This is a genomic window from Kitasatospora sp. NPDC058184 (genome assembly GCF_042883725.1).
Lineage (GTDB): Bacteria > Actinomycetota > Actinomycetes > Streptomycetales > Streptomycetaceae > Kitasatospora.
The window spans coordinates 442,227-465,310 of record NZ_JBHVVE010000002.1 but is presented as its reverse complement, the minus strand read 5'-3'; the positions used below and the strand labels follow the sequence as shown (position 1 = coordinate 465,310).

At 75.2% G+C, this 23,084-nt stretch carries 19 protein-coding genes and 1 pseudogene; 11 read left to right on the top strand and 9 right to left on the bottom strand.

Annotation, left to right across the window (positions count from 1 at the left end; translation table 11 throughout):
• Positions 1-16: 16 nt before the first annotated feature.
• Positions 17-1,282, top strand: coding sequence for a PQQ-binding-like beta-propeller repeat protein (locus ACFVXH_RS05225; protein ID WP_387820296.1), 1,266 nt, complete (start codon positions 17-19; stop codon positions 1,280-1,282).
• A 10-nt stretch (positions 1,283-1,292) separates the two neighbouring features.
• Here the strand turns inward: ACFVXH_RS05225 and ACFVXH_RS05220 are convergent, their stop codons facing one another.
• Positions 1,293-1,790: a MarR family winged helix-turn-helix transcriptional regulator gene (locus ACFVXH_RS05220; protein WP_049651046.1), complete on the bottom strand. Its 498-nt coding sequence runs from the start codon at positions 1,788-1,790 to the stop codon at positions 1,293-1,295.
• A 68-nt stretch (positions 1,791-1,858) separates the two neighbouring features.
• Here ACFVXH_RS05220 and ACFVXH_RS05215 point away from each other — a divergent pair, with 68 nt between their 5' ends.
• The gene (locus tag ACFVXH_RS05215; protein WP_387820294.1) at positions 1,859-2,755 is read left to right on the top strand and encodes an NmrA/HSCARG family protein; all 897 of its coding nucleotides are present in this window, start codon (positions 1,859-1,861) and stop codon (positions 2,753-2,755) included.
• Positions 2,756-2,895: 140 nt separating this feature from the next.
• On the opposite strand, the gene ACFVXH_RS05210 is transcribed toward ACFVXH_RS05215, so the two are convergent.
• Both ACFVXH_RS05210 and ACFVXH_RS05205 read right to left on the bottom strand, forming a co-directional pair.
• On the bottom strand, positions 2,896-3,342 hold the full coding sequence (locus ACFVXH_RS05210; protein ID WP_074004169.1) for a protein phosphatase: 447 nt from the start codon (positions 3,340-3,342) through the stop codon (positions 2,896-2,898).
• A gap of 31 nt (positions 3,343-3,373) precedes the next feature.
• Positions 3,374-4,816, bottom strand: coding sequence for a LuxR C-terminal-related transcriptional regulator (locus ACFVXH_RS05205; protein ID WP_387820292.1), 1,443 nt, complete (start codon positions 4,814-4,816; stop codon positions 3,374-3,376).
• 149 nt (positions 4,817-4,965) lie between these two features.
• On the opposite strand from ACFVXH_RS05205, the gene ACFVXH_RS05200 reads away from it, so the two are divergent.
• The 3 genes from ACFVXH_RS05200 to ACFVXH_RS05190 all read left to right on the top strand — a co-directional run bounded on the left by ACFVXH_RS05200 (position 4,966) and on the right by ACFVXH_RS05190 (position 7,851).
• On the top strand, positions 4,966-5,892 hold the full coding sequence (locus ACFVXH_RS05200) for an NADP-dependent oxidoreductase (protein WP_074004170.1): 927 nt from the start codon (positions 4,966-4,968) through the stop codon (positions 5,890-5,892).
• A gap of 231 nt (positions 5,893-6,123) precedes the next feature.
• The gene (locus ACFVXH_RS05195; protein WP_049651042.1) at positions 6,124-6,855 is read left to right on the top strand and encodes an MIP family channel protein; all 732 of its coding nucleotides are present in this window, start codon (positions 6,124-6,126) and stop codon (positions 6,853-6,855) included.
• Positions 6,856-7,062: 207 nt separating this feature from the next.
• Positions 7,063-7,851 (top strand): SDR family NAD(P)-dependent oxidoreductase, encoded by a 789-nt coding sequence (locus ACFVXH_RS05190; protein WP_387820289.1) that lies wholly within the window; start codon positions 7,063-7,065, stop codon positions 7,849-7,851.
• Positions 7,852-7,923: 72 nt separating this feature from the next.
• Here ACFVXH_RS05190 and ACFVXH_RS05185 read toward each other — a convergent pair whose 3' ends face one another.
• Entirely contained in the window at positions 7,924-8,853 is a 930-nt protein-coding gene (locus ACFVXH_RS05185; protein WP_387820287.1) for an NAD(P)-dependent oxidoreductase, read from the bottom strand.
• A 130-nt stretch (positions 8,854-8,983) separates the two neighbouring features.
• On the opposite strand from ACFVXH_RS05185, the pseudogene ACFVXH_RS05180 reads away from it, so the two are divergent.
• Positions 8,984-9,346, top strand: a pseudogene (locus ACFVXH_RS05180) (MerR family transcriptional regulator); the annotation flags it as partial.
• A gap of 223 nt (positions 9,347-9,569) precedes the next feature.
• On the top strand, positions 9,570-10,343 hold the full coding sequence (locus ACFVXH_RS05175) for a GNAT family N-acetyltransferase (RefSeq protein WP_387820285.1): 774 nt from the start codon (positions 9,570-9,572) through the stop codon (positions 10,341-10,343).
• Between the two features lie 442 nt (positions 10,344-10,785).
• Here the strand turns inward: ACFVXH_RS05175 and ACFVXH_RS05170 are convergent, their stop codons facing one another.
• The 4 genes from ACFVXH_RS05170 to ACFVXH_RS05155 all read right to left on the bottom strand — a co-directional run bounded on the left by ACFVXH_RS05170 (position 10,786) and on the right by ACFVXH_RS05155 (position 14,740).
• On the bottom strand, positions 10,786-11,922 hold the full coding sequence (locus ACFVXH_RS05170) for a PP2C family protein-serine/threonine phosphatase (RefSeq protein WP_049651038.1): 1,137 nt from the start codon (positions 11,920-11,922) through the stop codon (positions 10,786-10,788).
• A 230-nt stretch (positions 11,923-12,152) separates the two neighbouring features.
• On the bottom strand, positions 12,153-12,575 hold the full coding sequence (locus tag ACFVXH_RS05165) for a MarR family winged helix-turn-helix transcriptional regulator (RefSeq protein ID WP_049651037.1): 423 nt from the start codon (positions 12,573-12,575) through the stop codon (positions 12,153-12,155).
• 30 nt (positions 12,576-12,605) lie between these two features.
• Positions 12,606-13,826: a M48 family metalloprotease gene (locus ACFVXH_RS05160; protein WP_387820283.1), complete on the bottom strand. Its 1,221-nt coding sequence runs from the start codon at positions 13,824-13,826 to the stop codon at positions 12,606-12,608.
• Between the two features lie 125 nt (positions 13,827-13,951).
• The gene (locus tag ACFVXH_RS05155; RefSeq protein ID WP_387820281.1) at positions 13,952-14,740 is read right to left on the bottom strand and encodes a universal stress protein; all 789 of its coding nucleotides are present in this window, start codon (positions 14,738-14,740) and stop codon (positions 13,952-13,954) included.
• A gap of 344 nt (positions 14,741-15,084) precedes the next feature.
• On the opposite strand from ACFVXH_RS05155, the gene ACFVXH_RS05150 reads away from it, so the two are divergent.
• Complete coding sequence (locus ACFVXH_RS05150) at positions 15,085-16,332, top strand: CapA family protein (RefSeq protein ID WP_387820279.1); 1,248 nt, start codon at positions 15,085-15,087, stop codon at positions 16,330-16,332.
• Positions 16,333-16,488: 156 nt separating this feature from the next.
• Here ACFVXH_RS05150 and pepN read toward each other — a convergent pair whose 3' ends face one another.
• Positions 16,489-18,978, bottom strand: a complete 2,490-nt coding sequence (gene pepN / locus ACFVXH_RS05145; protein ID WP_387820277.1) for an aminopeptidase N — start codon at positions 18,976-18,978, stop codon at positions 16,489-16,491.
• A gap of 295 nt (positions 18,979-19,273) precedes the next feature.
• Here pepN and ACFVXH_RS05140 point away from each other — a divergent pair, with 295 nt between their 5' ends.
• The 3 genes from ACFVXH_RS05140 to ACFVXH_RS05130 all read left to right on the top strand — a co-directional run bounded on the left by ACFVXH_RS05140 (position 19,274) and on the right by ACFVXH_RS05130 (position 23,038).
• Positions 19,274-20,056, top strand: a complete 783-nt coding sequence (locus ACFVXH_RS05140) for a 2,3-dihydro-2,3-dihydroxybenzoate dehydrogenase (RefSeq protein WP_387820275.1) — start codon at positions 19,274-19,276, stop codon at positions 20,054-20,056.
• Positions 20,057-20,150: 94 nt separating this feature from the next.
• Positions 20,151-21,362 (top strand): isochorismate synthase DhbC, encoded by a 1,212-nt coding sequence (gene dhbC, locus ACFVXH_RS05135; RefSeq protein WP_387820589.1) that lies wholly within the window; start codon positions 20,151-20,153, stop codon positions 21,360-21,362.
• Entirely contained in the window at positions 21,359-23,038 is a 1,680-nt protein-coding gene (locus tag ACFVXH_RS05130) for a (2,3-dihydroxybenzoyl)adenylate synthase (protein ID WP_387820273.1), read from the top strand. Before dhbC ends, ACFVXH_RS05130 begins: the two co-directional genes overlap by 4 nt.
• The last annotated feature ends 46 nt before the right edge of the window (positions 23,039-23,084 follow it).

Sequence of the window (23,084 nt, the reverse complement as noted above, 5' to 3'; positions counted from 1 at the left end):
CGCGGTCCTGTCTGGCGTGAACGACGATGCGAGACGGGACGCCGTGCCGGACGAGGCGCGCGAGGCGGTGCCGGACGTGGCCCGCGATGCGGTGCCGGATGACGTGCGCGATGCGGTGCCGGAGGACGTGCGGGAAGCCGCACCGGACCGTGTGCCGACGCCACCGGCCCGGCGCCTGGTCAACCGCCGGCGGCTGTTGACGGGCGCCGCCGCCCTGGGCGCCCTCGCGGCCGCCGCCGGCGTCAACGAGTGGGCCCGCCGAAAGAGCTCCCACGGCCCGCGACTCTGGCGGACGACCGCCGCGAGCGGGCGGCTCGTGCTGTCCGCCGACCGCCGACAGGGCCTCTACGCCTCCGGCTTCGACGGCTGCGTGCGCGCCCTCGACCCGCGTACCGGCGAAGTCCGCTGGAGCCGTACGGTCAGCACACCCGACGCCGCCGCTGCCCCGGGCGGCTGGCCGCCGGCCGCCGGGGACGGCGTGGTGTGCGTGGCCACCGACACCCGTCTGCGGGTCCTGGACGCGGCGTCGGGGGAGCAGCGCTGGGAGGCCGCCCTGCCCGACTGGTCCGAGGGCGGGTGGCGGCAAGGCCCCGCCGTCGGCGGTGGCAGCGTGTTCGCGGTGTACGGAAGCTCGGTGCGCTGCTACGACCTGGCCACCGGCGCGCCGCGCTGGACCGGCCCGGCGGGCGTCTCGGCCGCTCTGGCCCTCGGCGGCGGCACCGTGTACGCGGCGGGGAGGCCGAGGGGGCTCCTGGCGCTGGACGCCCGCACCGGCGAGCGCCTCTGGGAGCGCGACCTCGTCGTCAGCGGCCCACTGACCGTCCAGCGGGACGCCCTGCTGGTCTCCTCGCCCCCGGAGACGATGGCCTCCACGATCGTCGGCGCACTGGACCCGGCGACCGGCGCGCAGCTCTGGGCGTCCGTCCAGCACGGGGAGCTGAGCTGCCCCCTGTCGGCCGCCGGTCGGACCGTCTACATGGGCGGCGGGGACCGTCTGTTCGGGTTGGACACGACGACCGGCGACTGGGTCTGGAAGGCCAACACCTTCGCCGGTCGGAAGGGCGGGACCCCGGCCATGGTCGCCACCGAGGACGGCGTCTACGCCTGGTCGGGGGACGGCCGGCTGTGGGCGTTCGATCCATCGACGGGCGGGATGCGCTGGCAGGACGATTCGGAGGAGGTCGGCCGGATCTCGCTGGCCGCTGCCGGTGGGACCGTCTACCGGGGCGGCCCGGGCGGCGTTCTCGCGCTGGGCGCCCTGCCGGCGCCGCCGGAGGCCTGACCGGGCGGGTTCAGGAGCGGCCCGTCCCGCCCGGCTCGCCCGATTCCATGGCCGCCAGGCGGGCGACCTGGCGGTGACTGAGCTCGACGGTGCGGTTCATGTGCCGCAGGAGGAAGGCGAGTTCGGCTTCGCTGTCCTCGGCGAAGACGGCCGCCCAGTCGGTGGACAGCTCGCGCCACACCTCCCCGAAGCGCTCCAGCGCCTCGGGGAGGACCGCGACCAGCACCCGTCGGCGGTCGGCCTGGTCCCGCTGCCGGGCGACCAGCCCGGCCTTCTCCAGCCGGTCGACCAGCCGGGTGGCCGAGCCGCTGGTCAGCCCGGTGAGTTCGGCGATCCGGCCGGTGGTGACCGGCCCGTCCTCCAGGGTGAGCAGGTTGAGGCACTGGACGTCGGTCGGGTGCATGCCCAGGTGGTCGGCGACGGCCTGATTGAACAGCACGTACGAGGCCAGGTAGCGGCGCGAGACCGGCCACAGCCGGGCCATCAGTTCGTCGCGGGTCGTCGTCATGGGGGAAGGGTAACCGGCTGCCCGATAATTGCTTGTGCCACGCAGAGATCTTTCCCTATGTTGTCTGCATGACGCAGATAACTGAGTCCGCAGCCCCCCGTGCCCGCCTCCTCCCCGTCGCCGTCACCGGCGCCACCGGCGCCCAGGGCGGCGCCACCGCCCGCGCCCTCCTCCGCGCCGGCCGCCCCGTCCGCGCCCTCACCCGGAACCCCGGCTCGCCCGCCGCCACCCAGCTCGCCGCACTCGGCGCCGAACTGGCCCGCGCCGACTTCGACGACCCGGCCTCGCTCGCCACCGCCCTCGACGGCACCGGCGCACTGTTCGCGATGTCCACCCCGTTCGGCACCGACCTCGGTGTCGAAGTCCGCCAGGCCACCGCCCTGCTGGACACCGCCCGGGCAGTCGGAAGCGTCCGGCACGTCGTCTTCACCTCGGCCGCGAACGCCGACCGCTCCACCGGCATCCCGCACTTCGACAGCAAGCACCGCATCGAACAGCACCTGGCCGGCCTCGGCCTGCCCTGGACCGTCCTCGGCCCGGCCGCCTTCATGGAGAACTACGCCAACGACTGGACCCTCCAGTCCCTCCGCGACGGCGTCTTCCACCTCCCCATGCTCCCCGGCGTCCCACTCCCCGTGATCGCCGCCGACACCATCGGCACCTTCGCCGCCCACGTCCTGGCCAGGCCTGACGCCTACACGGGCCGCCGCATCGACATCGCCTCCCAGTGGCGCACCGGCGAGCAGATCGCCGCCGCGATCAGCGCCGCCAGCGGCCGCCCCATCCGCTTCGAACAGGTGCCGCTCTCGGTCGTGGCGGCCCACTCCGAGGACCTCGCCACGATGTTCCGCTACTTCCAGGCCCCCGGCCTCACCATCGACACCGCCGCCCTGCACACCGAACACCCCACCATCGACTGGCAGCCCCTGGAAACCTGGGCGGCGGCCCGCACCTGGCACCTCTGAGGGGCTTCAGGCGCCCGCAGTGACCTTGGGTGCTGAGGCCTTGATCAGGTCGATCGTTCCAGCCCGGTACACGTCGCCGTTGACGGTTCCGCCCGTGACCTGATTGGCGGTCGAGATCCTTGGAACGCTACCCATCCGACCTAGGCCAGCCGCTCCACGAACTTGCGCTGCCACGGTGTTTCGACGGCGTGCCGGCTGTAGTGCTCCCGCACGTACGCCACCGCTTCGGCGGCCGGGACGCCGTCCAGGACGGCGATGCAGGCGAGCGCGGTGCCTGTGCGGCCCCGGCCGCCGGCGCAGGCGAGTTCGACGCGTTGGGTGGCGGAGCGTTCCCAGGCTTCGCGGAAGGCGTCGGTGGCGTCCGTGCGGTCGGTGGGGAGGCGGAAGTCGGGCCAGCGTACCCAGCGGCTGGGCCAGTCGACGTGTGGCGGGCGGCCCAACAGGTAGAGGCCGAAGTCGGGTCGGGGGCCGGGCGGCAGGGGCTTGCTGAGGCCGCGGCCGCGCAGGAGGCGGCCGGAGGGCAGGCGCAGGAGCCCGGGGGTGGTCGGGTCCCAGGTGGTCGGGCCCGGGGTGGTGGGGTCGGTCATGTCGGCCATTCCTCAGGTGGGGGAGGGGTGTTCAGGATGCCGCGTGCAGTCCGACCGGGCCGCGGGGCAGTCCGGCGCGGTGGGCCAGGGCGGCGGCTTCGCCGCGGGAGGAGACGTCGAGTTTGGCGAGGATGTTGGCGACGTGGAACTTCACCGTCGACTCGCTGATGTGGAGCGCCGCCGCGATGTCCCGGTTGCGGCGGCCCCGCGCGAGCTGGTCGAGGACCTCGAGTTCGCGCGGTTGGAGGCCGTCGAGGGGATCGGTGGCGAGGGCGGGTTCGGGCAGGGCGAGCGGGAGGTCGACGGTCACGGTGGTGCCCCAGCCGGGGACGGCTTCGACGCCGTGGCATCCGCCGAGGGCGGTGATGCGGTCGGCGGTGCGGTGGACGGTGAGGGCGTCGGCGGTGAGCAGGCCGAGGCCGTCGCCGCGTACGACGGCGCGCAGTTGGCCGTCGGCGGTGAGCTGCCAGCTGACGTGCAGCCGGGTCGGCTTCTCCTGTTCCAGCATCAGCAGGACGGCCACCCGGACGGCGTCGCGGGCGGTGTGGGCGGCGTCCGCCGGGACGGAGCGGTCGGCTTCCGGCGGGGGTGCGACGTCGAGGTGGACCCGGGTGTGCCGCAGCAGCGGGCGCAGTTCGCGCACGAGTCGGGCGAAGGCGGCGTCGGCGGGTTCCTCGCTGAGGGCGCGGTCGAGTTCGGCGCCCTGGCGCAGGTCGAGCAGGGCGGTGACGGCCAGTTCGGTGGCGTTGCGGCGGGCGGTGGCGTCGTCCAGGCCGGTCGAGCGCAGTGGGGCCAGGATCGCGGTGAGCGCGGCGCTGTGGGTGCCGGTGAACTCGGCGATGGCGCGGGCGCGGGCGTTGGCGGAAGCGCGGGAGGCGGCGGTCTGGGTGGGGGCGGCGTCGGTGGCGCGGTGGTCGGAGTGGGCGATGACCAGGTCCCACAGCTGTTGCAGGACGGCGAGTGCCCCGGGGGCGACCGGTTCGGTGCCCGCCCGGACGAGGACGAGGACGGCGCCGCTGTCGTTGCCCGGCGTGGTCGTGACGACGACGACGGGCCGGGACTGTCCGGCGAGTTCGGACTCGCCCTGCCAGGGACGGCCGGCGGAGGTGGTCGCGGCCGCCTGTTCGGCCAGCCGGGACAGGTCCAGCGTGCTGATGGCGGCGGTGAGTTCGGGCGGGCCGTAGCTGTGGGAGGGGTTGAACGTGCAGACGCCGCTGAGCTGCGCGAGCGCCGTGTGCGGGACGAGGGTGCCGAGCACGTCGGACAGGCGCAGCAGGAGGTCCGGCCGGGGAGCGCGCAGCACCTCGACGGCCCGTGCGAGCGCGTCCTCGGGGCGGCCCCAGCGGTCGCGCCAGGTCCCGTCCGCGCCCGTCCCGTCCGTGCGCGGATCGCCCGTGCCCGCCCCGTCCGTGCGCGTGCGCGTGCCCGTCCCGCCGGTGCCCGTGGCGGTTCCGGGCGGCTCAGTGGTGTCCATGCGGTCCAGCCTAGTTCGGGCGCCGCCGGGCCCGCCTGGCCGTTCGGACAGGTCGAACCGGCCGAAGGACTGGCTGGGCTGCCGTTGCCCCGGTCGCAGGATGGAAGACGTCGGAGGCAACAACTCCCCTGGAACCGAAGGACCTTCCCATGACCAAGGCGATCGCCTTCCCCGAGTTCGGCGGCGCGGACGTGCTGCGCCCGATCGACATCGAACTGCCCGCCCCGGGCCCCGGCCAGGTGCGGGTCGCGGTCCGCGCGGTGGGTGTCAACCCGCTGGACCACAAGCTGCGCACCGGCGAGCTGGCCGGGTTCTTCCCGGTCTCCTTCCCCTACGTGCCGGGCTTCGAGGTGTCCGGCGTGGTGGAGGCCGTCGGCGCCGAGGTGCGCGGCTTCGCCCCCGGCGACGAGGTGTTCGGCGCCCTGATGGGCGGCGGCTACGCGGAGCGGGCGCTGGTGGACGCGGCGATGCTGGCCCACAAGCCCGCCACCCTGGGCTGGACGGAGGCCGCCGCGATCCCGACGGCGGCCGAGACATCCGAGCGCGCCCTCGCCGTCCTGGGCGTGCGGCCCGGCGAGACCCTGCTGGTGCACGGTGCGGCCGGCGGGGTGGGCACCGTGCTGCTCCAGTTCGCCCGGGCCCGTGGGATCACCGTGGTCGGCACCGCGAGCGAGTCGAACCACGACCACCTGCGCGAGCTCGGCGCGATCCCGGTGACGTACGGCGAGGGCCTGGCCGAGCGGGTGCGGGCCGCCGCCCCGGGCGGGGTGGACCGGGTGCTGGACGCGGCCGGGCGCGGGGTGCTGCCGCTGTCGATCGAGCTGGTGGGCGGCGCGGACCGGGTGCTGACGATCGCCGACATCCAGGGCGCGCAGGAGCACGGCGTCCGGTTCACCGGTGGCGCCGAGGGCGTCGAGCCCTACTACACGAGCGCCTACGCGGCCGCGCTGGCCCTGCACGAGGCGGGCACCCTGCGGCTGCCGCTGCACCGGGTGTTCCCGCTGGCGGAGGCGGCCGAGGCGCAGCGGGTCAGTGAGGGCGGGCACCTGCGCGGCAAGATCGTGCTGACGGTCTGACAGGCACACGGCGCCCGCCCTGTCCCTGTCTGCCCGTTTTGCTTCCGTTTTGCATTGGCTGCGCCATTTCCGTACGGTTTCATCCGTTCGGAGTAATTCGGCAGGCGGACGCGCCGTAAACACGGCGCTACGCCGTCCGGCCGACATGCGGTCCCTCGAACGGTCGACCAGGGTTGGCCGGACGTGGGCGGCACCGGACCGCCTGCCCTGACGGTCAGGAGGACCAGGCGCATGGGTGGAACGGACAGGCGGGCGGTGATCGGCGAGTTCCTCGGGACCCTGCTGCTGGTGCTGCTGGCAGTGGGTGCGGCGGTGCTCGCGGGGGTGGCGATCGGTCCGGTGGGCATCGCGTTCGCGTTCGGCTTCGTGCTGCTGGCGCTCGCGTACGCGCTCGGCCCGATCTCCGGCTGCCACGTCAACCCGGCGGTGACGCTCGGCTTCCTGCTGGCCCGCCGGATCGACGGGCGCACGGCGGTGTCGTACTGGGTGGCGCAGCTGCTCGGCGGCATCGCGGGTGCGGGGCTCGTCCTGCTGCTGGCGAAGCAGATACCGGGGCTGGAGACCCACGGCAAGCTCGGCACCAACGGCTGGGGCGAGCGCTCCCAGATGCACATCAACGCCGGCGGCGCGTTCCTGACCGAGGTCATCCTCACCTTCCTGCTGGTGTACGTCGTCCTGGCGGTCACCCACCGGCTGGCCGCGGTCGGCTTCGACGGGCTGCCGATCGGCCTCGCGCTGGTGGTCGTCCACCTGGTCGGCATCCCGCTCACCGGCACCTCGGTCAACCCGGCGCGCAGCCTCGGCCCGGCGCTGTTCGCGGGCGGCGACGCGCTGTCGCAGCTGTGGCTGTTCCTGCTCGCCCCGCTGGTCGGCGGCGCGCTGGCGGCGGGCGTGCACCTGCTGACCCACCCGCAGCCCAACCTTCCGGTGGCGGAGGCCCTGGCGACGGACGCGCGGGTGTAGTACCCGCCGTCGAGCCGGCGCGGCGGCCGGGACCGTACCGACGGTCCCGGCCGCCGTTGTCGTCGGTGGCCTTCTGCCGGCTCCTGCTTCTCTCCGCTCCGACCCCTCGGGCCCGCTCCGGGCCGCTTTTGAGCCGCCGACCGGTCGGATCCGGCGGACCGGCCGAAGGCGCCCGACGCGTGGCCGCCCGCTGGGTAGAGTCGCGCCATGGTGACTGAGAACGCGGGGAGCCCCGCGGGCGGGCGGCTGGCCGGCCGCTCCTGTGCGGTGACGGGTGCGGCCAGCGGTATCGGACGGGCCGTCGCCGAACGCTTCGTCCGGGAGGGCGCGTCGGTGGTCGCCTTCGACGTGGACGAGGCCGGGCTGGACCGGCTGGCCGGGCGGTTCCCGGACGCCGTCAGCACGGTGGTCGGCGACGTGGCCCGGGACGAGGACGCGCGCCGGCTGGTGGCCGCCGCCGTCGAGCGGCACGGGCGGCTGGACGTGCTGGTGGCCAACGCCGGGATCATCCCGCTGATGGAGATCACCGAGGCCACCGCCGAGGACTGGGACCACGTGATGGCGGTGGACGGCCGCGGCATGTTCCTCACCTGCAAGTACGCGATCGAGGCGATGACCGCGCAGGACCGGCCCGGCGGCTCGATCGTCTGCCTCTCCTCCATCTCCGGCGAGGCCGGCCAGCGCGGCCAGGCGGTGTACGGGCCCGCCAAGTTCGTCGCCTCCGGCCTGACCAAGCACCTCGCCGTCGAATGGGCCGACCGCGGCATCCGGGTCAACGCCGTCGCCCCCGGCACCATCACCACCGAGCGGGTCGCCCGGCTGTACGACGAGCCCGGCGGCACCGAGTACCTCGGGGCGATAGAGAAGCTGCACCCGATGGGGCGGCTGGGCGACCCGGCCGAGGTCGCGGCGGCCGTCCTCTTCCTCGCCTCCGACGACGCTTCCTTCGTCACCGGGGTCGTGCTGCCGGTGGACGGCGGGTACCTGGCGCAGTAGCGGGCCCGGTCGGCGGGGTGTCGGGCTGCCCGGTTCCCGGCTGCTCGGTTGTCCGGTTACCTGGCTGCCCGGCTATCCGGCGAGCAGGTCGACCAGGGCGGACACCCCGTCCGACCCGTGCCCGGCCCCGACCGCCCGCCGGGTGACGGCGAGCGCCGCGTCCAGGACGGAGGTGTCCAGGCCGCGCGCCCGGGCGGTGTGCGCGACGTGCGCCAGCCCGGCCTCGGCGGAGGCGAGGCTGCTGTGGTCGCCCGGATGCCGGCGGTCGTCCGCGCGCTGCGCGAGGCGGTCGATCAGCGGCGGCAGCAGGCGCGGCAACCCCTGGGCGTACGGAGCGAGTTCGGCGCCGCTGATGCTCTCGGTGCGGGCCAGCGCGAGGGCGTGCAGGAAGCCGTGCACGGTGGTCCAGAACAGGTCGAGCAGGGCCGCGTCGAAGGCCGCCGCCCGGCCCGGGTCCGCGCCCACGTGGCGCACGGTGCCCAGCGTCCGCAGCGTCGCCTCGTGGGCGGCGAAGGCCTCGGCGTCGCCGCTCAGCAGGACGGTGCCCTCCGGGTGGCCGATGGTCGGGGTGGGGGTGAGGACCGCGGCGTTCAGGAGACGGTAGCCCCGGGCCTCGGCGTCGGCGGCGTTCGCCCGCGCGTCGCCCGGCGCGATCGAGGTGGCGTTGACGACGGTCCGGCCGCGCAGTGCCGCCCCGGCGGCCTCCAGTACGGCACGGGCGGCCGACTGGTCGCGGACGCAGAGCAGGACGAGCGGGGCGCCGGCCTCGGCGGGGCCCGTGGCTCCTTCGGTGGAGCCCGTCACCGCCTCGGCGGGGCTCGCGGCCGACCGCGCGCCGAGGGCGAGCGGTTCGGCGTCCCGGCCCGGTGTGCGGTTCCACACGGTGACCGGATGGCCGGTGGCCAGCAGCGCCCCGGCCAGCGCCCGGCCCATCGGGCCCAGGCCCAGCACGGCAACGGCGGTGCGGGCAGGGGAGGTTGAGGAAGATCGTTCGTTCGGCATGGCGGTTACGCTAGACCTTCACGCCGACGGCAGAGTCAAGGCGGAGGGGCACGGCGAAACGTCACGGGGGCTTCGGTGGAGAGCCTCGGTGGCGACCCGCGGTGGACGGTCCGTCGAGGAGGTGTCCGCGATGCGGATCGGAGAGCTCGCCCGGCGCACCGGGGCCACCCCGCGCGCGCTGCGCTACTACGAGGAGCAGGGGCTGCTCACGCCCGAGCGCCGCCCCAGCGGCTACCGCGAGTACGGAGAGCCGGACGTCGACACCGTCCGCGGGATCCGCACCCTGCTCGCGGCCGGCCTCAACAGCGCCGTGATCGCCGAGATCCTCCACGGCCTGCCGGGCCCGGGGCAGCGCCCTCCCGGCCCGACCTGCCCCGAACTGCTCGACGGTCTGGCCCGGGAACGCGCCCGGATCACCCGGCAGATGGACGAACTCGCCGAAGCGCGAAGCCTGTTGGACGCCATCATGGGTGCGGAGGCGCCGAGCGAGGCGATCCGGTCCGGCCGGCTCCGGGCGGCGGACCGCCGGTCGGCCGGGGAGCGTGAGCAGGCCGGGGGCCGTCGCCCGCGGCAGGACGGGGAGCGTGAGCAGACCGGGGGCCGTCGCCCGCGGCAGGACGGGGAGCGCCGCCCGGAGCCGACCCGGGGGCGCCGCCCGCAGCCGGTGGCGCGGAAACTCGATGGTGCGCGCTCGCGGACCGTGCTGGAGTGAGCGGATGGATCATGACGAAATGCTTGCCCTGTTCGACGACCGGATCCGGCGCAACACGCCGCCCGATCCCGGCTGCCGCGTCGAGCGCGACGGTGCGGTGGTCCGGCAGGTAGGCTCGGAGCACAGCTGGAACGGCGTGGTCTGGTCCGGGCTGGACGAGGCCGGGGCGGACGCGGCGATCGCCGCGCAGGTGCGCCACTTCGCCGGACTGGGGCTGGAGTTCGAGTGGAAGGCCTACTCCCACGACCGCCCCGCCGACCTCGGCGCCCGCCTGCTGGCGGCCGGTTTCACCCCGGAGCCGGACGAGACGCTGATGCTCGCCCGGATCGCGGACCTGCCCGCCGAGGCCGCCCTGCCCGAGGGCGTCCGGCTGCTCCCGGTGACCGACCCGGCCGGGGTGGACCTGCTGATGGACGCCCACACACAGGCCTTCGGCGCCGAGAACCCCCGTCTGCGCGAGCGGCTGCTCGACCACCTGCGGCACGGCGTCGGGACGGTCAGCATGGTCGTCGCGATGGCCGGCGACCGCCCGGTCAGCGGCGCCAGGATGGAACTGATCCCGGGGACCGGGTTCGCCGGACTCTGGGGCGGCGGCACCGCACCCGACTGGCGCGGCCGGGGCATCTACCGCGCCCTCATCGCCCACCGCGCCCGCCTCGCGGCCGAGCTCGGCTACGAGTACCTCCAGGTCGACGCGAGCGACCAGAGCCGGCCGATCCTGCAGCGCCTCGGCTTCGCCTGGGTGAGCACGACGACCCCGTACGTCCGCCGGCCGTAGGGCCTGCCGGGGGCCCGCGGGTACGGGTACGGGTGGGGAGATTCCTTCCCACCGTGTGGACGCGGCCGGTGTGCCCCTGCCGATCGGCAGGGGGACGTGGGGGTGCCGCTGCTCAGGATGTGCCGTTCGGTACATGTGCGGGAGGGGTGGCCGGGGTCATCGTTGGGGCACCACGAGCGGGGCCGTCCGGGCCCCGGGAAGGAGCCCCGGCATGTTCGACCTCCGCCACCCGCGCGCCCTCGCCGCGACGGTTGCCGTGCCCGCCCTCCTCGGCCTGGGCTTCGGCCTCGGCCTCGGGCTCGTACGCGCCCGGAGGCGATCAGGCCGGGAGCCGTGCCCGAGGCACCGCGGCCGGCCCGACGAGGGTCGTGACAAGGCAATCCGACAGGGCCGCCTGCCGTCGTTCCGAGGACGCTCGTCACGGGGCGCTCGCCGGCCGCCCTCACGGCAGCCGCTCGACCACGACCATGGCCGCGTCGTCGTTCAGTCGGCCGCCGACGTGGGCGAGCAGGTCGCGGCGCAGGTGGTGGAGCAGGGCGGCGGGGTGTTCGGCACGCCAGGCGGTGACGCGTTCGGTGAGCGGGTAGAAGCGCCGCTGGGCGTCGCGGGCCTCGATCACGCCGTCGGTGTAGATCAGCAGCCGGTCGCCGGGCCGGAACGGGAAGGTCTCCGTCTCGTACCGCGTCGGCGCGAGCTCGCCGAGGCCCAGCGGCGGGGAGGGTTGGCGGGCGGCGAGGGCGGTGATGCCGTCGGGGTGCAGCAGCAGCGGGGGAGGGTGGCCGCAGTCGATCAGGCGCACCGGGGAGCCGTCGTCGGGGATGTCGAGCAGCACGGCGGTGATGAAGGACTCGCCGGAGTCGCCGCTCTCCTCCGGGGGTTCCTCGGGCGGGGGGAAGGGCAGTGCGGAGAGCGCCTGCCGCTCGCGCCGCTCCCACCGGTCCCGCCGGGACTGTTCGGCGAGCTGGGCGAGGTCCCAGCTGACGCTGCCGTCCAGGTAGGCGGCCAGGTCGGGCAGTTCGGCGTGCAGGTGGGCGGCGGCGCGGAAGGCGCCGAGCAGCAGGGCGGCGTCGCCGAGCGAGGAGAGGCCCTTGCCGCGCACGTCGCCGACCAGCAGCCGGGTACCGGTGGCGGTGCGGGCGGCCGCGTACAGGTCGCCGCCGACCTGCGCCTCGGCCTCGGCGGCCAGGTAGACGGAGGCCAGGTGCAGCGGTCCGATCCGTTCCGGCAGCGGGCGCAGCAGCACCCGCTGGGCGGCCTCGGACACCGAGCGCACCCGGGCCAGTTCCCGCTCGTGCCGTTCGCGCAGCACCCGCAGGCCGACGATCAGTGCCGAGACGATCAGCTGCGCGCTGAGCTGGGTCTCGATGTTCGCGCTGGTCAGGCCGTCCCGGACGGCGCCGATGACGGTCAGCGCGGCGAACGCGAGCGCGGCGACCCCGGCGGTGGCCCGGGGGCCGGCGAAGGAGGCGGTGAGGGCGGGCGCGACGATCAGCAGCGGGCCGAGGTGGACGTCCGGCGGGGAGACGATGTCGACGACGGTGATCAGCACGATCAGCGCGAGCGTGAGCGCCGTCAGCACCCGGCGGTCGGGCCGCCAGGCGCGGCGGTGGTCGGGGGGATGCGGCGCGGGCGGCGGGTGCGGCGCATCGGGACGCTGCCGGAGGGGCACTCCTCCTCTGTACACCGTGGGGGTGCCGGGGCGCACCCGGAGCGGCCGGGCTCACTTCCCGGCAGCGTTCGTCCTGCTCCCCGCCGGCGCTCGGCTCACGCCTCCCGGCAGGGCTCCGCCCGCTCCCCTGCGGTGCCCGGTCAGCCCTCCTGGCCGTAGCGGGCCAGGTAGTCGGCGAAGCGGGCGACGTCCTCGTCGGACCAGTCGGTGAAGCGCGCGGTGAAGGAGAGCCGACGCTGCTCGTTGGCGTCCCGCAGCAGGGTGAGCCCCGCCTCGGTGGCGCGCAGGATCTGGCCGCGCTGGTCGTCCGGGTCGGTCTCGCGGGCCAGCAGGCCGAGCTTCTCCAGGGCGGTGACCTGGCGGCTGACGGTGGACTTGTCGAGCATGAAGTACGCGGCCACGTCGGCGGCCCGGCAGCCGCCGCGCTCGGTGATCAGGTCGAGGATGCTGTAGGTGACCAGCGAGAGGTCGGGGTGCAGCTGGGAGGCCTTGTGCCGGGCGCGGCGGGCGAAGGCGGTCAGCTCGCGCTGGATGGTCTCGATGGACGACTGGCGGCCGGGCACGGCGTTCCTATCTCCTCGATATTTGTTGCACTATACAACAGATGTGCCCGGGATCGCGCCCCGCTCCGGCGCCCGCCGTTCCGGTGCGGCCTGCCAGGCGCGGGCGGCGGCGATCCGGCTGGTCGCACTCGGGTGAGTGGCGAACAGTAGCTCAAGCACCCTCGGCGGGTCGACATCGGAGACGTTCGCCACGGCCAGTCTGCGCTGCATCGCCACGAACTGCTCGACGTCCCCGGTCAGTTCGAGCGCGTGCCGGTCCGCCCTGGCCTCGATCCGACGGCTCACCGCACACTGCGCCGGCCCCGACAGCGCGCCCAGTAGTGCCGCCAGTGCCGCCAGCACCGGCAGCGCCCGGGGGTCCGCAGCGTCCGCCGCCCCGGCGGCGTCCAGCAGCGGCCGCCAGGTGGCGAGCAGGCCGAGGACGGCCACCGCGACGGCCGCGCCGACCGCGCCCAGCGCGGTACCGACCGGCACGTCCCGGTGCTTGACGTGGCCCAGCTCGTGCGCGACCACCAGTTCCACCTCGCGCGGCTCGGCGGTGGTCAGCAGGGTGTCGTACGCGACGATCCGGCGGGTCGCCCCGAACCCGGAGACGTACGCGTTGAGCGCGGTGGTGCGGCGGGAGGCGTCCGCGACCAGGACGTCCCGCACCCGGACGCCGTCCCGCTCGGCCAGTGCCAGCAGCGCGGTGCGCAGCTCCCCCGGGGGCATCGGGGAGAAGCGGTTGAACACCGGCTCGATCAGCAGCGGATGGAGGAAGGAGAGCGCCACCGTCAGCAGCACCGCCGCGCCCGCCCCCGGCAGCCACCAGCGCTGCGGCGACCAGGCGGTCAGCGCGAACAGCCCGAGCGCGAGCGGGAGGACGAGGACGAGGGTGAGCGCGAGGCCGCGGACGGCGTCCAGCGCCCACCCGGACCAGCCCTGGGTCACCAGCCCGTACCGGGCCCGGACGGTCCGTGCCCCGGCGCCGAACGGCAGCTGCAGCGCCTGGCCGAGCAGCACCAGGGCTGCCGCTCCGGCCAGCACCCCGGCCGTCCGTGAGCCGCCGAACCAGCCGCCGACGGCGGTCACCACGGCGGCGCCGGCCGGGGTGAGGCCGAGCAGCAGGGTGAGCGCCAGGCCCGCCAGCCGCCCGCCCAGCGCCCACGGCAGCTGGGCGCGGCGCAGTGCCCGGCCCCGGGCGCGCTCGTCGGGGGTGAAGTCCGGGGCGGCCTCCGGGGTGGGGGCCTCGGAGGCTGGCGTGGTGTCCATGGCGGGGAGCGGCTCTTCCGGTCGGGGAGGGACGGGGGTACGGCGGTTCAGCGGTGATTCAGCATGGCGTACCCGGCCGCTCGCCGCTCACGCCACGGCCCGGTTCCCACCCCCGGCCGGGTTGTTCACTCCTCCGTGGTCCCGGTGGCGCCGTGGACGCCGGCGCGCAGCAACTGGTGGCCGAGGTCCACCAGGGCGCGGCCGACCGCGAACTCGTCGCCGACCGCCGGGGCCGGGGCGTCGCGCGGGTTGCGGCGGGCGCGGGTGTCGCTGTGCAGCACGTTGCCGTCGGCGTCCAGCACGGCGTGCACCCGGGTGGTGTCCTCGTCCTCGACCACGTGCAGGCTGAGCTGCCAGTCCTTGGTGCGCACGGCCCCGGGCGCCGGCTGTTCGACCCCGAGGGCGGTGGCCGCGGGGGAGGCCGTCCCATCGGCGCGGACGATCACCACCGGGCAGACCCCGTGCACCGCGCACCGGGTGGACACCGAGCCGAGCAGGGTCCGGGCGAAGGTGCCCCGGCCGCGACTGCCCAGCACCAGCAGGTCGGCCCCCTCGGCGGCCTCCAGCAGCACCTCGGCGGCGTGGCCCAGCACCAGGCTCTCCCGGACGTCCACCGGGCGGTCCGGGCCGAGGACCTCGTTGATCTCGGCGCTCAGCGTCCGGCGGGCGATCCGTTCGAAGCCGTCGTCCACCATCGGCGCGAACCACCCGTACAGCGAGGGGTACTCCCAGGCCGCCACCGCGTGCACCGTCGCCCCGGTGAGCACGGCCTGGCCGACCGCCCAGCGCAGGGCCGCCTTCGACGGCGGGGAGCCGTCGATCCCGACCACGATCCGGCGCTCCCGGGCGGGGGAGGCGCGGCCGCCGCCCGCGGGGGAGACGTCACCTGCGGAGGAGAGCTGATTGCTGCCCATCACGTCACACCTCCGGGCCTTCGGTGCGGGACTCGCCCCCCTACGCGCGCGCTCCCCTGCACGGGCTCCCCCCGCACGCGCTTCCCCCGTACTCGCCCCCTCCACACCACGCTGCGCGCCCGCCCGCCTCCGCGCCAGGGACGCGGTGGCCCGGTCGGGTGGGCGGTTGGGACGGGTCGGCCAGGTGGGCCGGGCGCGCCGTCCGGGGAGCGGCCGTCGGCGCCCGGTCGGGGCCGCCGCGCCGTGCCCTTTTGTGGCCGGAATGTTGCGGGCTCGGGTCCGAGCGGTGGTGATTCGGTGGCGTACGCTGATCGTTCTCGCATCATCCTCGGGGGGATCCACTCATGCGCCGTGCCGCGGCCGCCGTCGCGCTGTTCGCCGGACTGACCGCCGTCACCGCCTGCGGGCCGGACGACCCCGCCCCGGCCCCGGCCTCCGCCGCCCCCGTCCCGCCGGGCGAGTCCTCGGCGCCGGGCGGGACGCCCTCCGGCACGGCCCCGGGCAAGAGCGCCCCGCCCCGGCCCGACGGCACCATCACCGTCGCCTTCGCCGGGGACGTCCACTTCGAGGGCCGCACCGAGGCCCGGCTGGCGGTCAAGCCGCCCGAGCCTGCGCTCGGCCCGATCTCCCGCACCCTCGCCGACGCCGACCTGTCCGTCCTCAACCTGGAGACCGCGATCACCGGGCGCGGCGCCCCGGAGCCGAAGACGTACACCTTCCGCACCTCGCCCAAGGCACTGTCGGTGCTCAAGGACTCGGGCGTCGACGTCGTCTCGATGGCCAACAACCACGCCGTGGACTTCGGCGCCGACGGCCTCACCGACACCCTCGCCGCCAAGGACTCCTCGCCGATCCCGGTGGTCGGCGTCGGGCGCAACGCCAAGGAGGCGTACGCCCCGTACGTCACCACCGTGCGCGGGGTGAAGGTCGCGGTGGTCGCCGCCAGCCAGGTCGAGGACCTCACCAACCAGAAGTGGCGGGCCGGCGCGAGCAAGCCGGGCATCGCCTCGGCGCTGGACGTCCCGGCGCTGGTCAAGGCGGTGGAGACGGCGAAGCAGCAGGCCCCGGTGGTGCTCGTCTACCTGCACTGGGGCGACGAGGGCAAGGCCTGCCCGACCGGTCCGCAGACCACCATCGCCAAGAAGCTCGCCACCGCCGGAGCCACCGCCGTGGTCGGCACCCACGCGCACACCATGGTCGGCTCGGGCATGCTCGGCGACACCTACATCGGGTACGGCTTCGGCAACTTCCTCTGGTACGGCACCTCGAACTACGCCAACTCCAACGAGACCGGCGTCACCACCCTCACCCTCACCGCCGACGGGAAGGTGACCGGCGAGGCCTTCACCCCGGCCACCATCGACGACAAGGGCATCCCGGAGCCGGTCACCGGCGCCACCGCCGAGGCCGCCCTCAAGCGCCGCGACGGCCTGCGCGCTTGCACCGGCCTCTCCCCGGCGCCCGCTGCCCCGGGCGCCCCCGGCACCCCCGCGACGGCCCCCACCGCCCCGACGGCCCCCGCCTCCACGGCTCCCGGGAAGTCCTCGACGGCTCCCGCGAAGGCTCCGACGACCCCCGCCGCACCGCGCTAGGGTCCGGTCGACCGGCCCGGCGCACGTCCTGCGGGAGCCCTGCCGGACGGGCCCTGCCGGACCAGGGCGCGGCGTTGCGGTGCGGCGCCACGGGACAGCACGAGACGGCGGCGCGACCACCCGGGCCACGCCGCCGCCTACCGCCCGCCGGGGGTGCTACCGCTCGGCCCGCGCCCGTGCCCGGACGGCGCGGCGCAGGGTGTCCAGCTGGTCCACCAGTCCGCGCCGGGTCGCCGCGGTGAGCTCCGGGTCGGCCAGGCAGGCCTCGGCCGCCCGTACCGTCCGGTCGGTGGCGGCGAAGGCGGGGAAGCCCGTGGTGGCGAGCACCCGGGCCAGTGCGGGGCCGCGGCGGGCGGCGGCCGACCCCAGCTCCTCGAAGTAGCGGGCGGTCAGCCCGTCCAGCAGCTCGGCCTGCTCGGGCTGCCACAGGCCCCTGGCGGTGGCGGCGGCCAGGTAGTTGGAGAGCTCGCCGTGGAACAGCGCCTGCCAGGCTGCCTCCTTGGCCCCCGGGTCGGGCAGCGCGGCGCGGCAGCGCGCGGCGCCCTTCTCGCTGGTGTCGCTGGGGTCGGCGGCGAGTTCGGCGGCGATCTCCGGCTCGCCCGCCGCGCCGAGCACGCACAGCCGAAGCAGCAGCTGCCAGCGCAGGTCCGGGTCGAGCACCGGCCCGCCGGGCACGGTGCCGGCCGCCAGCCAGTCGCGCAGCTCGGCGGCCTGCGCCTCGCCGGCGGCGGTGCCGATCACGCCGCGCGCGGCCACCAGGCGCAGCCCGGTGCGGTCCGTTTCGTCCTCGGTGCGCCGCAGCACGGTGCGGCAGACCTCGTTCAGGACGGCCAGTGCCGCCGGCCGTGCGGTCGGCGGTACGGCGCAGTCCACCACGAAGTCGCGGGCGAAGGAGAGCACCGCGTCGACCAGGTGCACCGAGGTCTCGCCGGGCAGGTGGGCGGCGACCAGCTCCAGGTACTCGCCGGGCGCCAGCTCCCCGTCGCGCACCTGGTCCCGGGCGGCGCTCCAGAGCACGGCCCGGGCCAGCTCCTCGGGCACGGCGCCGAGTGAGGAGCGCACGGTCCGCCAGGAGCCGGGGTCGAGACGGATCTTGACGAAGCTGAGGTCGGTGTCGTTGAGCAGGGTCAGCTCGGCGTCGGTCTTCACCGCCGCGGTGCCGTCGGCCGCCAGGTCGAGCGGCACGCGGTCGGCCAGCTCCAGGGCGCCCTCGGCGGTGCGCCGGTAGTGGCCCACGGTCAGCTGGTGCGGGCGCGGCCCGCCGTCGGCCGAGGTGTGCTCGATCCGGCCGTCGGCCAGCCGCAGGGTGTCCACGCCGGTGGTGCGCAGCCAGCGGTCGGCCCAGCCGTGGACGTCGCGGCCGCTGGTCGCGGCCAGGGCCCGGAGCAGGTCGTCGAGGGTGGCGTTGCCGAAGGCGTGCTCGTCGAAGTAGTCGTTGACGCCGGCCAGGAAGGCCTCCTCGCCGAGCCAGGCGACCAGCTGGCGCAGCGCGGCGGCGCCCTTGGCGTAGGAGATGCCGTCGAAGTTCTGCAGCGCCTGGGCGGTGTCGTCCACCGTGCCGGGTGCCACCGGGTGGGTGGAGGGGCGCTGGTCGGCGTCGTAGCCCCAGGTCTTGCGGTTGGCGGCGAAGCCGGTCCAGGCGCTGGTGAAGCGGGTGGAGGAGGCGGTGACGCTGTAGGCCATGTACTCGGCGAAGGACTCGTTCAGCCACAGGTCGTCCCACCACTTCATGGTGACCAGGTCGCCGAACCACATGTGCGCCATCTCGTGCACCACCACCAGGGCGCGCTCCTCGCGCCTGGTGTCGTCCACGGCGGAGCGGAACACGAACTCGTCGCGCAGCGTGACGCAGCCCGGGTTCTCCATCGCGCCGGCGTTGAACTCCGGCACGAAGCACTGGTCGTAGCTGTCGAAGGGGTAGCGGTGCCGGAAGACCCGGTGGTAGTGGTCGAAGCCCTGCCGGGTGACCTCCAGCAGTTCGGGGGCGTCGGCGTCCAGGTGGGCGGCGAGCGAGCGGCGGCAGTGCAGGCCGAGCGGGATCCCGTCGTGCTCGGCGCGCACCGAGTGCAGCGGGCCGGCCACCACGGAGACCAGGTAGCTGCTGATCGCCGGGGTGGGCGCGAACTCCCAGCGCCCGGGCGTGACCTGGCGGCCCACGCCGTTGCCGACCACGGTCCACTGCCGCGGCGCGGTGACGGACACCGTGTACCGCGCCTTGAGGTCGGGCTGGTCGAAGGACGCGAAGACCCGCGGGCCGTCGTCGAGGAAGGACTGGGTGTAGACGTAGTCCTCGCCGTCGGCCGGGTCGGTGAAGCGGTGCATGCCCTCGCCGGTGTGCGAGTAGGCCATGTCGGCCTCGACGGTGAGCTCGTTGTCGGCCGCCAGGCCGGTCAGCGGGAAGCGCCCGGCGCGCAGCGCGGCGACGTCCAGTTCGCGGCCGTTCAGCACCACCCGGCGGAGCGCGGCCGGTTTGACGTCCACGTAGGTCCCGGCGTCCGGGGTGGTGCAGCCGAAGCGGATCACCGTGGTGGAGCCGAAGACCTCCCGACCGCGGGTCAGGTCGAGGTCGAGGCGGACGGTGCGGACGTCGAGCAGGCGGTGGCGCTCGACGGCCTCGGCCCGGGTGAGTACTGAGGTATCAGACATACGGGTCATGCTGCTTCATCCACGGGTGGGCGGCACCCGCTTTTCGGCACCCGTTTTTCGGTGCGGGCTTTTCGGTGCCGGCCTTTTGGCACCCGCTCTTCGATGCCCGCTTCTCGGTGCCGGCTCTTCGGTGCCGGAAGGAGACCGGGGCCGCCGGATCGTCCGGGGCGGACGGCCTCCGTGCGTCCGGAGCGAGTTGACGGCGAAGCAGCGGGATTCGTACAGGCGCTCGGCACAGGCGAACAGCTGTGTTAGGTTAGGCTTGCCTAATCTTGCTGGTCGGAGGGGATGTCCTGTGCAGCAACAGTCCGAATTCGCCGGTGCCGTCGCGATGGTCACCGGGGCCGGGCAGGGCATCGGCGCGGCCGTGGTGCGGGCGCTGGTGGCCGAGGGAGCCGTCGTCGCGGCGGTGGACCGCGATCCCGGCGGGATCGACGCGCTGGCGGCCGAACTGCCGTCCGTGCGTCCCTACGCGCTGGACGTCTCGGACGCCCGGGCGGTCGACAGCACCGTGGAGTCGATCGAGAGCCGGCTCGGACCGATCGGCGTGCTGGTCAACGTCGCGGGAATCCTGCGCGCCGCCCCGGTCGTCGAACTCACCGACGGGGACTGGGCGGACACCTTCGCCGTCAACACCACCGGCGTCTTCCACACCAGCCGCGCCGTCGGCCGCCGGATGGCGGACCGCGGGCGCGGGGCGGTCGTGACCGTAGGGTCCAACGCCGCCGGGGTGCCGCGCGCCGGGATGGCCGCCTACGCGGCGTCCAAGGCGGCGGCCACCATGTTCACCCGCTGCCTGGGGCTGGAACTCGCCCGGTCCGGGGTGCGGTGCAACGTGGTGTCGCCCGGTTCGACCGACACCGCGATGCAGCGCGCGCTGTGGGGCGAGGACGCCGAGGCGGCCGAACGCCGGGTGATCGAGGGCGACCTGGGCGCCTGGCGGGTCGGCATCCCGCTCGGGCGGATCGCCGCGCCCGCCGACATCGCGGAGGCCGTGGTGTTCCTGGCCTCCGACCGGGCGCGGCACATCACCATGCACGACCTGTACGTCGACGGCGGCGCGACCCTGCGCGCCTGAGCGGAACGCCGCCGGTCCTCCTCCCACCCCCGAAGAACCGTCCCAGACTGGAGAAACCGCCGTGACCACGGTGCACCACGCCCCCGCCGGGCCGATACCCGCCGGGCCCGACGCCCCGGCGACCGCCCTCGCCGAGGGCCAGGACCACGCCGTCATCGGCGCGGCCAGCGGACTGCTCGGCCAGTACCGGGCCGGCTCCGACGAGGCGTTCTTCGCCTCGCCGACCCGCACCCTGCTCGGCTCCGGGGTGCACGCCCGGGTGCCGCAGGACGGGCGGCCGCTGCCGGTGCGGGTCGCCGAGACGCTGGCCGAGGCGGGCCGCTCCGGTGTCGAACGGCCGCTGGTGGTCGGCGCGGTGGCGTTCGACCGGGACAGCCGGGTCGAACTCGCCGTCCCCGCCCGGGTCCGCACCGCCGGGGCGCTGCGCGACGACCCGCTGATCGCCCTGCCCGCGCCGCCGGCCGAGCAGGCCGACTGGCGGATCGACCCGGTGCCCGCGCCCGAGGCGTACGGCGCGGGCGTCGCGGCGGCCGTCGAGCGGCTGCGCGGCGGGGAGTTGAGCAAGGTGGTGCTGGCCAGGACGCTGGAGCTGAGCGCCGAACAGCCGCTCGACCTGCCCGCCATCCTGCAGCGGCTGGCCCGCCGCGACCCGGGCGGCTACACCTTCGCCGTCCCGTCCGGCGGCGGCCGCACCCTGGTCGGCGCCAGCCCCGAACTCCTGCTCTCCCGGCGGGGAACGGCCGTGCTGGCCAACCCGCTGGCCGGCTCCGTACCGCGCAGCGAGGACCTCGGCGAGGACGTCCGGCGCGCCGCCGCGCTGCTGGAGTCGCCCAAGGACCTGCACGAGCACGCCGTCGTGGTGGACGCCATCCGCGAGGCGCTGGCGCCGTACTGCCGCACCCTGGAGGTGCCCGAACGGCCCACCCTGGTACGGACGGCCGCGATGTGGCACCTGGCCACCACGATCCGCGGCGAGCTGGCCGACCCGGCGGTCTCCGCCCTCGAACTGGCCTGCGCGCTGCACCCCACCCCGGCGGTCTGCGGCACGCCGACGGACGTCGCCCGCCGGGTGATCGGCGAGGTCGAGCCCTTCGACCGCGGCCTCTACACCGGCATGGTCGGCTGGGAGGACGCGACCGGCGACGGCGAGTGGGTGGTCACCATCCGCTGCGCCGAGGCGGAGGGGCGGACGCTGCGGGTGTACGCCGGTGCCGGCGTGGTCGAGCAGTCCCGGCCGGAGGCCGAACTCGCCGAGACCAGCGCCAAGTTCCGCACCTTCCTGGACGCCGCGGGGGTGGCCCGGTGACGTCGCTGGAGACGGCCCGGGCGGGCTTCACCCCGTACCCCGCCGAGTTCGCCGAGCGCTACCGGGCCGCCGGGTACTGGCGCGGCGAGACCTTCGGGCGGATGCTGCGCGAGCGCGCCGCCGAGCACTGCGGGCGCACCGCCGTCGTCGACCCGGGCGGCCACGGCGTGGCGGCGACCGAGCGGCGCTGGACGTACGCCGAACTCGACCGCCGGGCCGACCGGATGGCCGCCGGACTGCTCGCCCGGGGCATCCGGGCCGGGGACCGGGTGGTGGTCCAACTGCCCAACGCCGCCGAGTTCTTCGAGGTCGTGTTCGCGCTGTTCCGGATCGGCGCGCTGCCGGTCTTCGCGCTGCCCGCCCACCGGTACGCCGAGATCGGGTACTTCTGCTCCTTCACCGGGGCGGCGGCGTACGTGGTGCCCGCCGTCGACGGCGGCTTCGACTATCGCGAACTCGCCAGCCGGGTACGGGCGGAGAACCCCGCGCTGCGGCTGGTGCTGGTGGCCGGCGAGGACCCGGGGGAGCACGTCCGGCTCGCGGACGTGCCCTGCGACGGGCCCGGCCCGGAGGCCTTCGGCGGGGAGCCCGGTCCCGAGGACGTCGCCTTCCTCCAGCTCTCCGGCGGCAGCACCGGTGTGCCGAAGCTGATCCCGCGCACCCACGACGACTACATCTACTCGCTGCGCGGCTCGGTCGAGCTGTGCGGCCAGGACCCGGACAGCGTGTACCTGTGCGTGCTGCCCGCCGCCCACAACTTCCCGCTCAGCTCGCCGGGTTCGCTCGGCACGCTGTACGCCGGCGGCCGGGTGGTGCTCTGTCCGCAGCCCGCCCCCGAGACGGCCTTCCCGCTGATCGAGCGCGAGGGCGTGACCATCACCGGGCTGGTGCCGCCGCTCGCACTGCTCTGGCTGGACGCCGCCGAGCGCGGTGTCCGCGGCTACGAGAGCCTGGAGGTGCTGCTGGTCGGCGGCGCCAAGTTCAGCGAGGAGGCGGCCCGGAGGGTGCGCCCGGTGCTGGGCTGCACGCTCCAGCAGGTGTTCGGGATGGCCGAGGGCCTGGTCAACTACACCCGGCTGGACGACCCGGAGGAGCTGGTCACCACCACCCAGGGCCGGCCGATCTCGCCCGACGACGAGGTCCGGGTCGTCGACGACCAGGACCGGGACCTGCCCGACGGCGCCACCGGCCACCTGCTCACGCGCGGTCCGTACACCATTCGCGGCTACTGGAACGCGCCCGGGCACAACGCCGACTCCTTCACGGCGGACGGCTTCTACCGCACCGGGGACCTGGTCCGGCGCACTCCCACCGGCCACCTGGTGGTCGAGGGGCGGGCCAAGGACCAGATCAACCGGGGCGGGGAGAAGGTCGCCGCCGAGGAGATCGAGAACCACCTGCTCGCGCACCCCGCGGTGCACGACGCGGCGGTGGTGTCGATGCCCGACCCGTACCTGGGCGAGCGCACCTGCGCGTACGTGGTGCTGCGCGCCGAGAGCCGTGAACAGCCCCCGAAGAGCGTCGAGTTGAAGCGGTTCGTGCGACAGCGCGGGCTCGCCGAGTACAAGGTGCCGGACCGGGTCGAGTTCGTCGCCGCCTTCCCGGCCACCGGGATCGGGAAGGTCAGCAAGAAGGAGCTGCGGGCCGCGATCGCGGCCTCGCTGACCACCGGCTGACGCCTCCGTCCTTCGTCGCCACCTCGCCACATCTAGCTAAGGAACA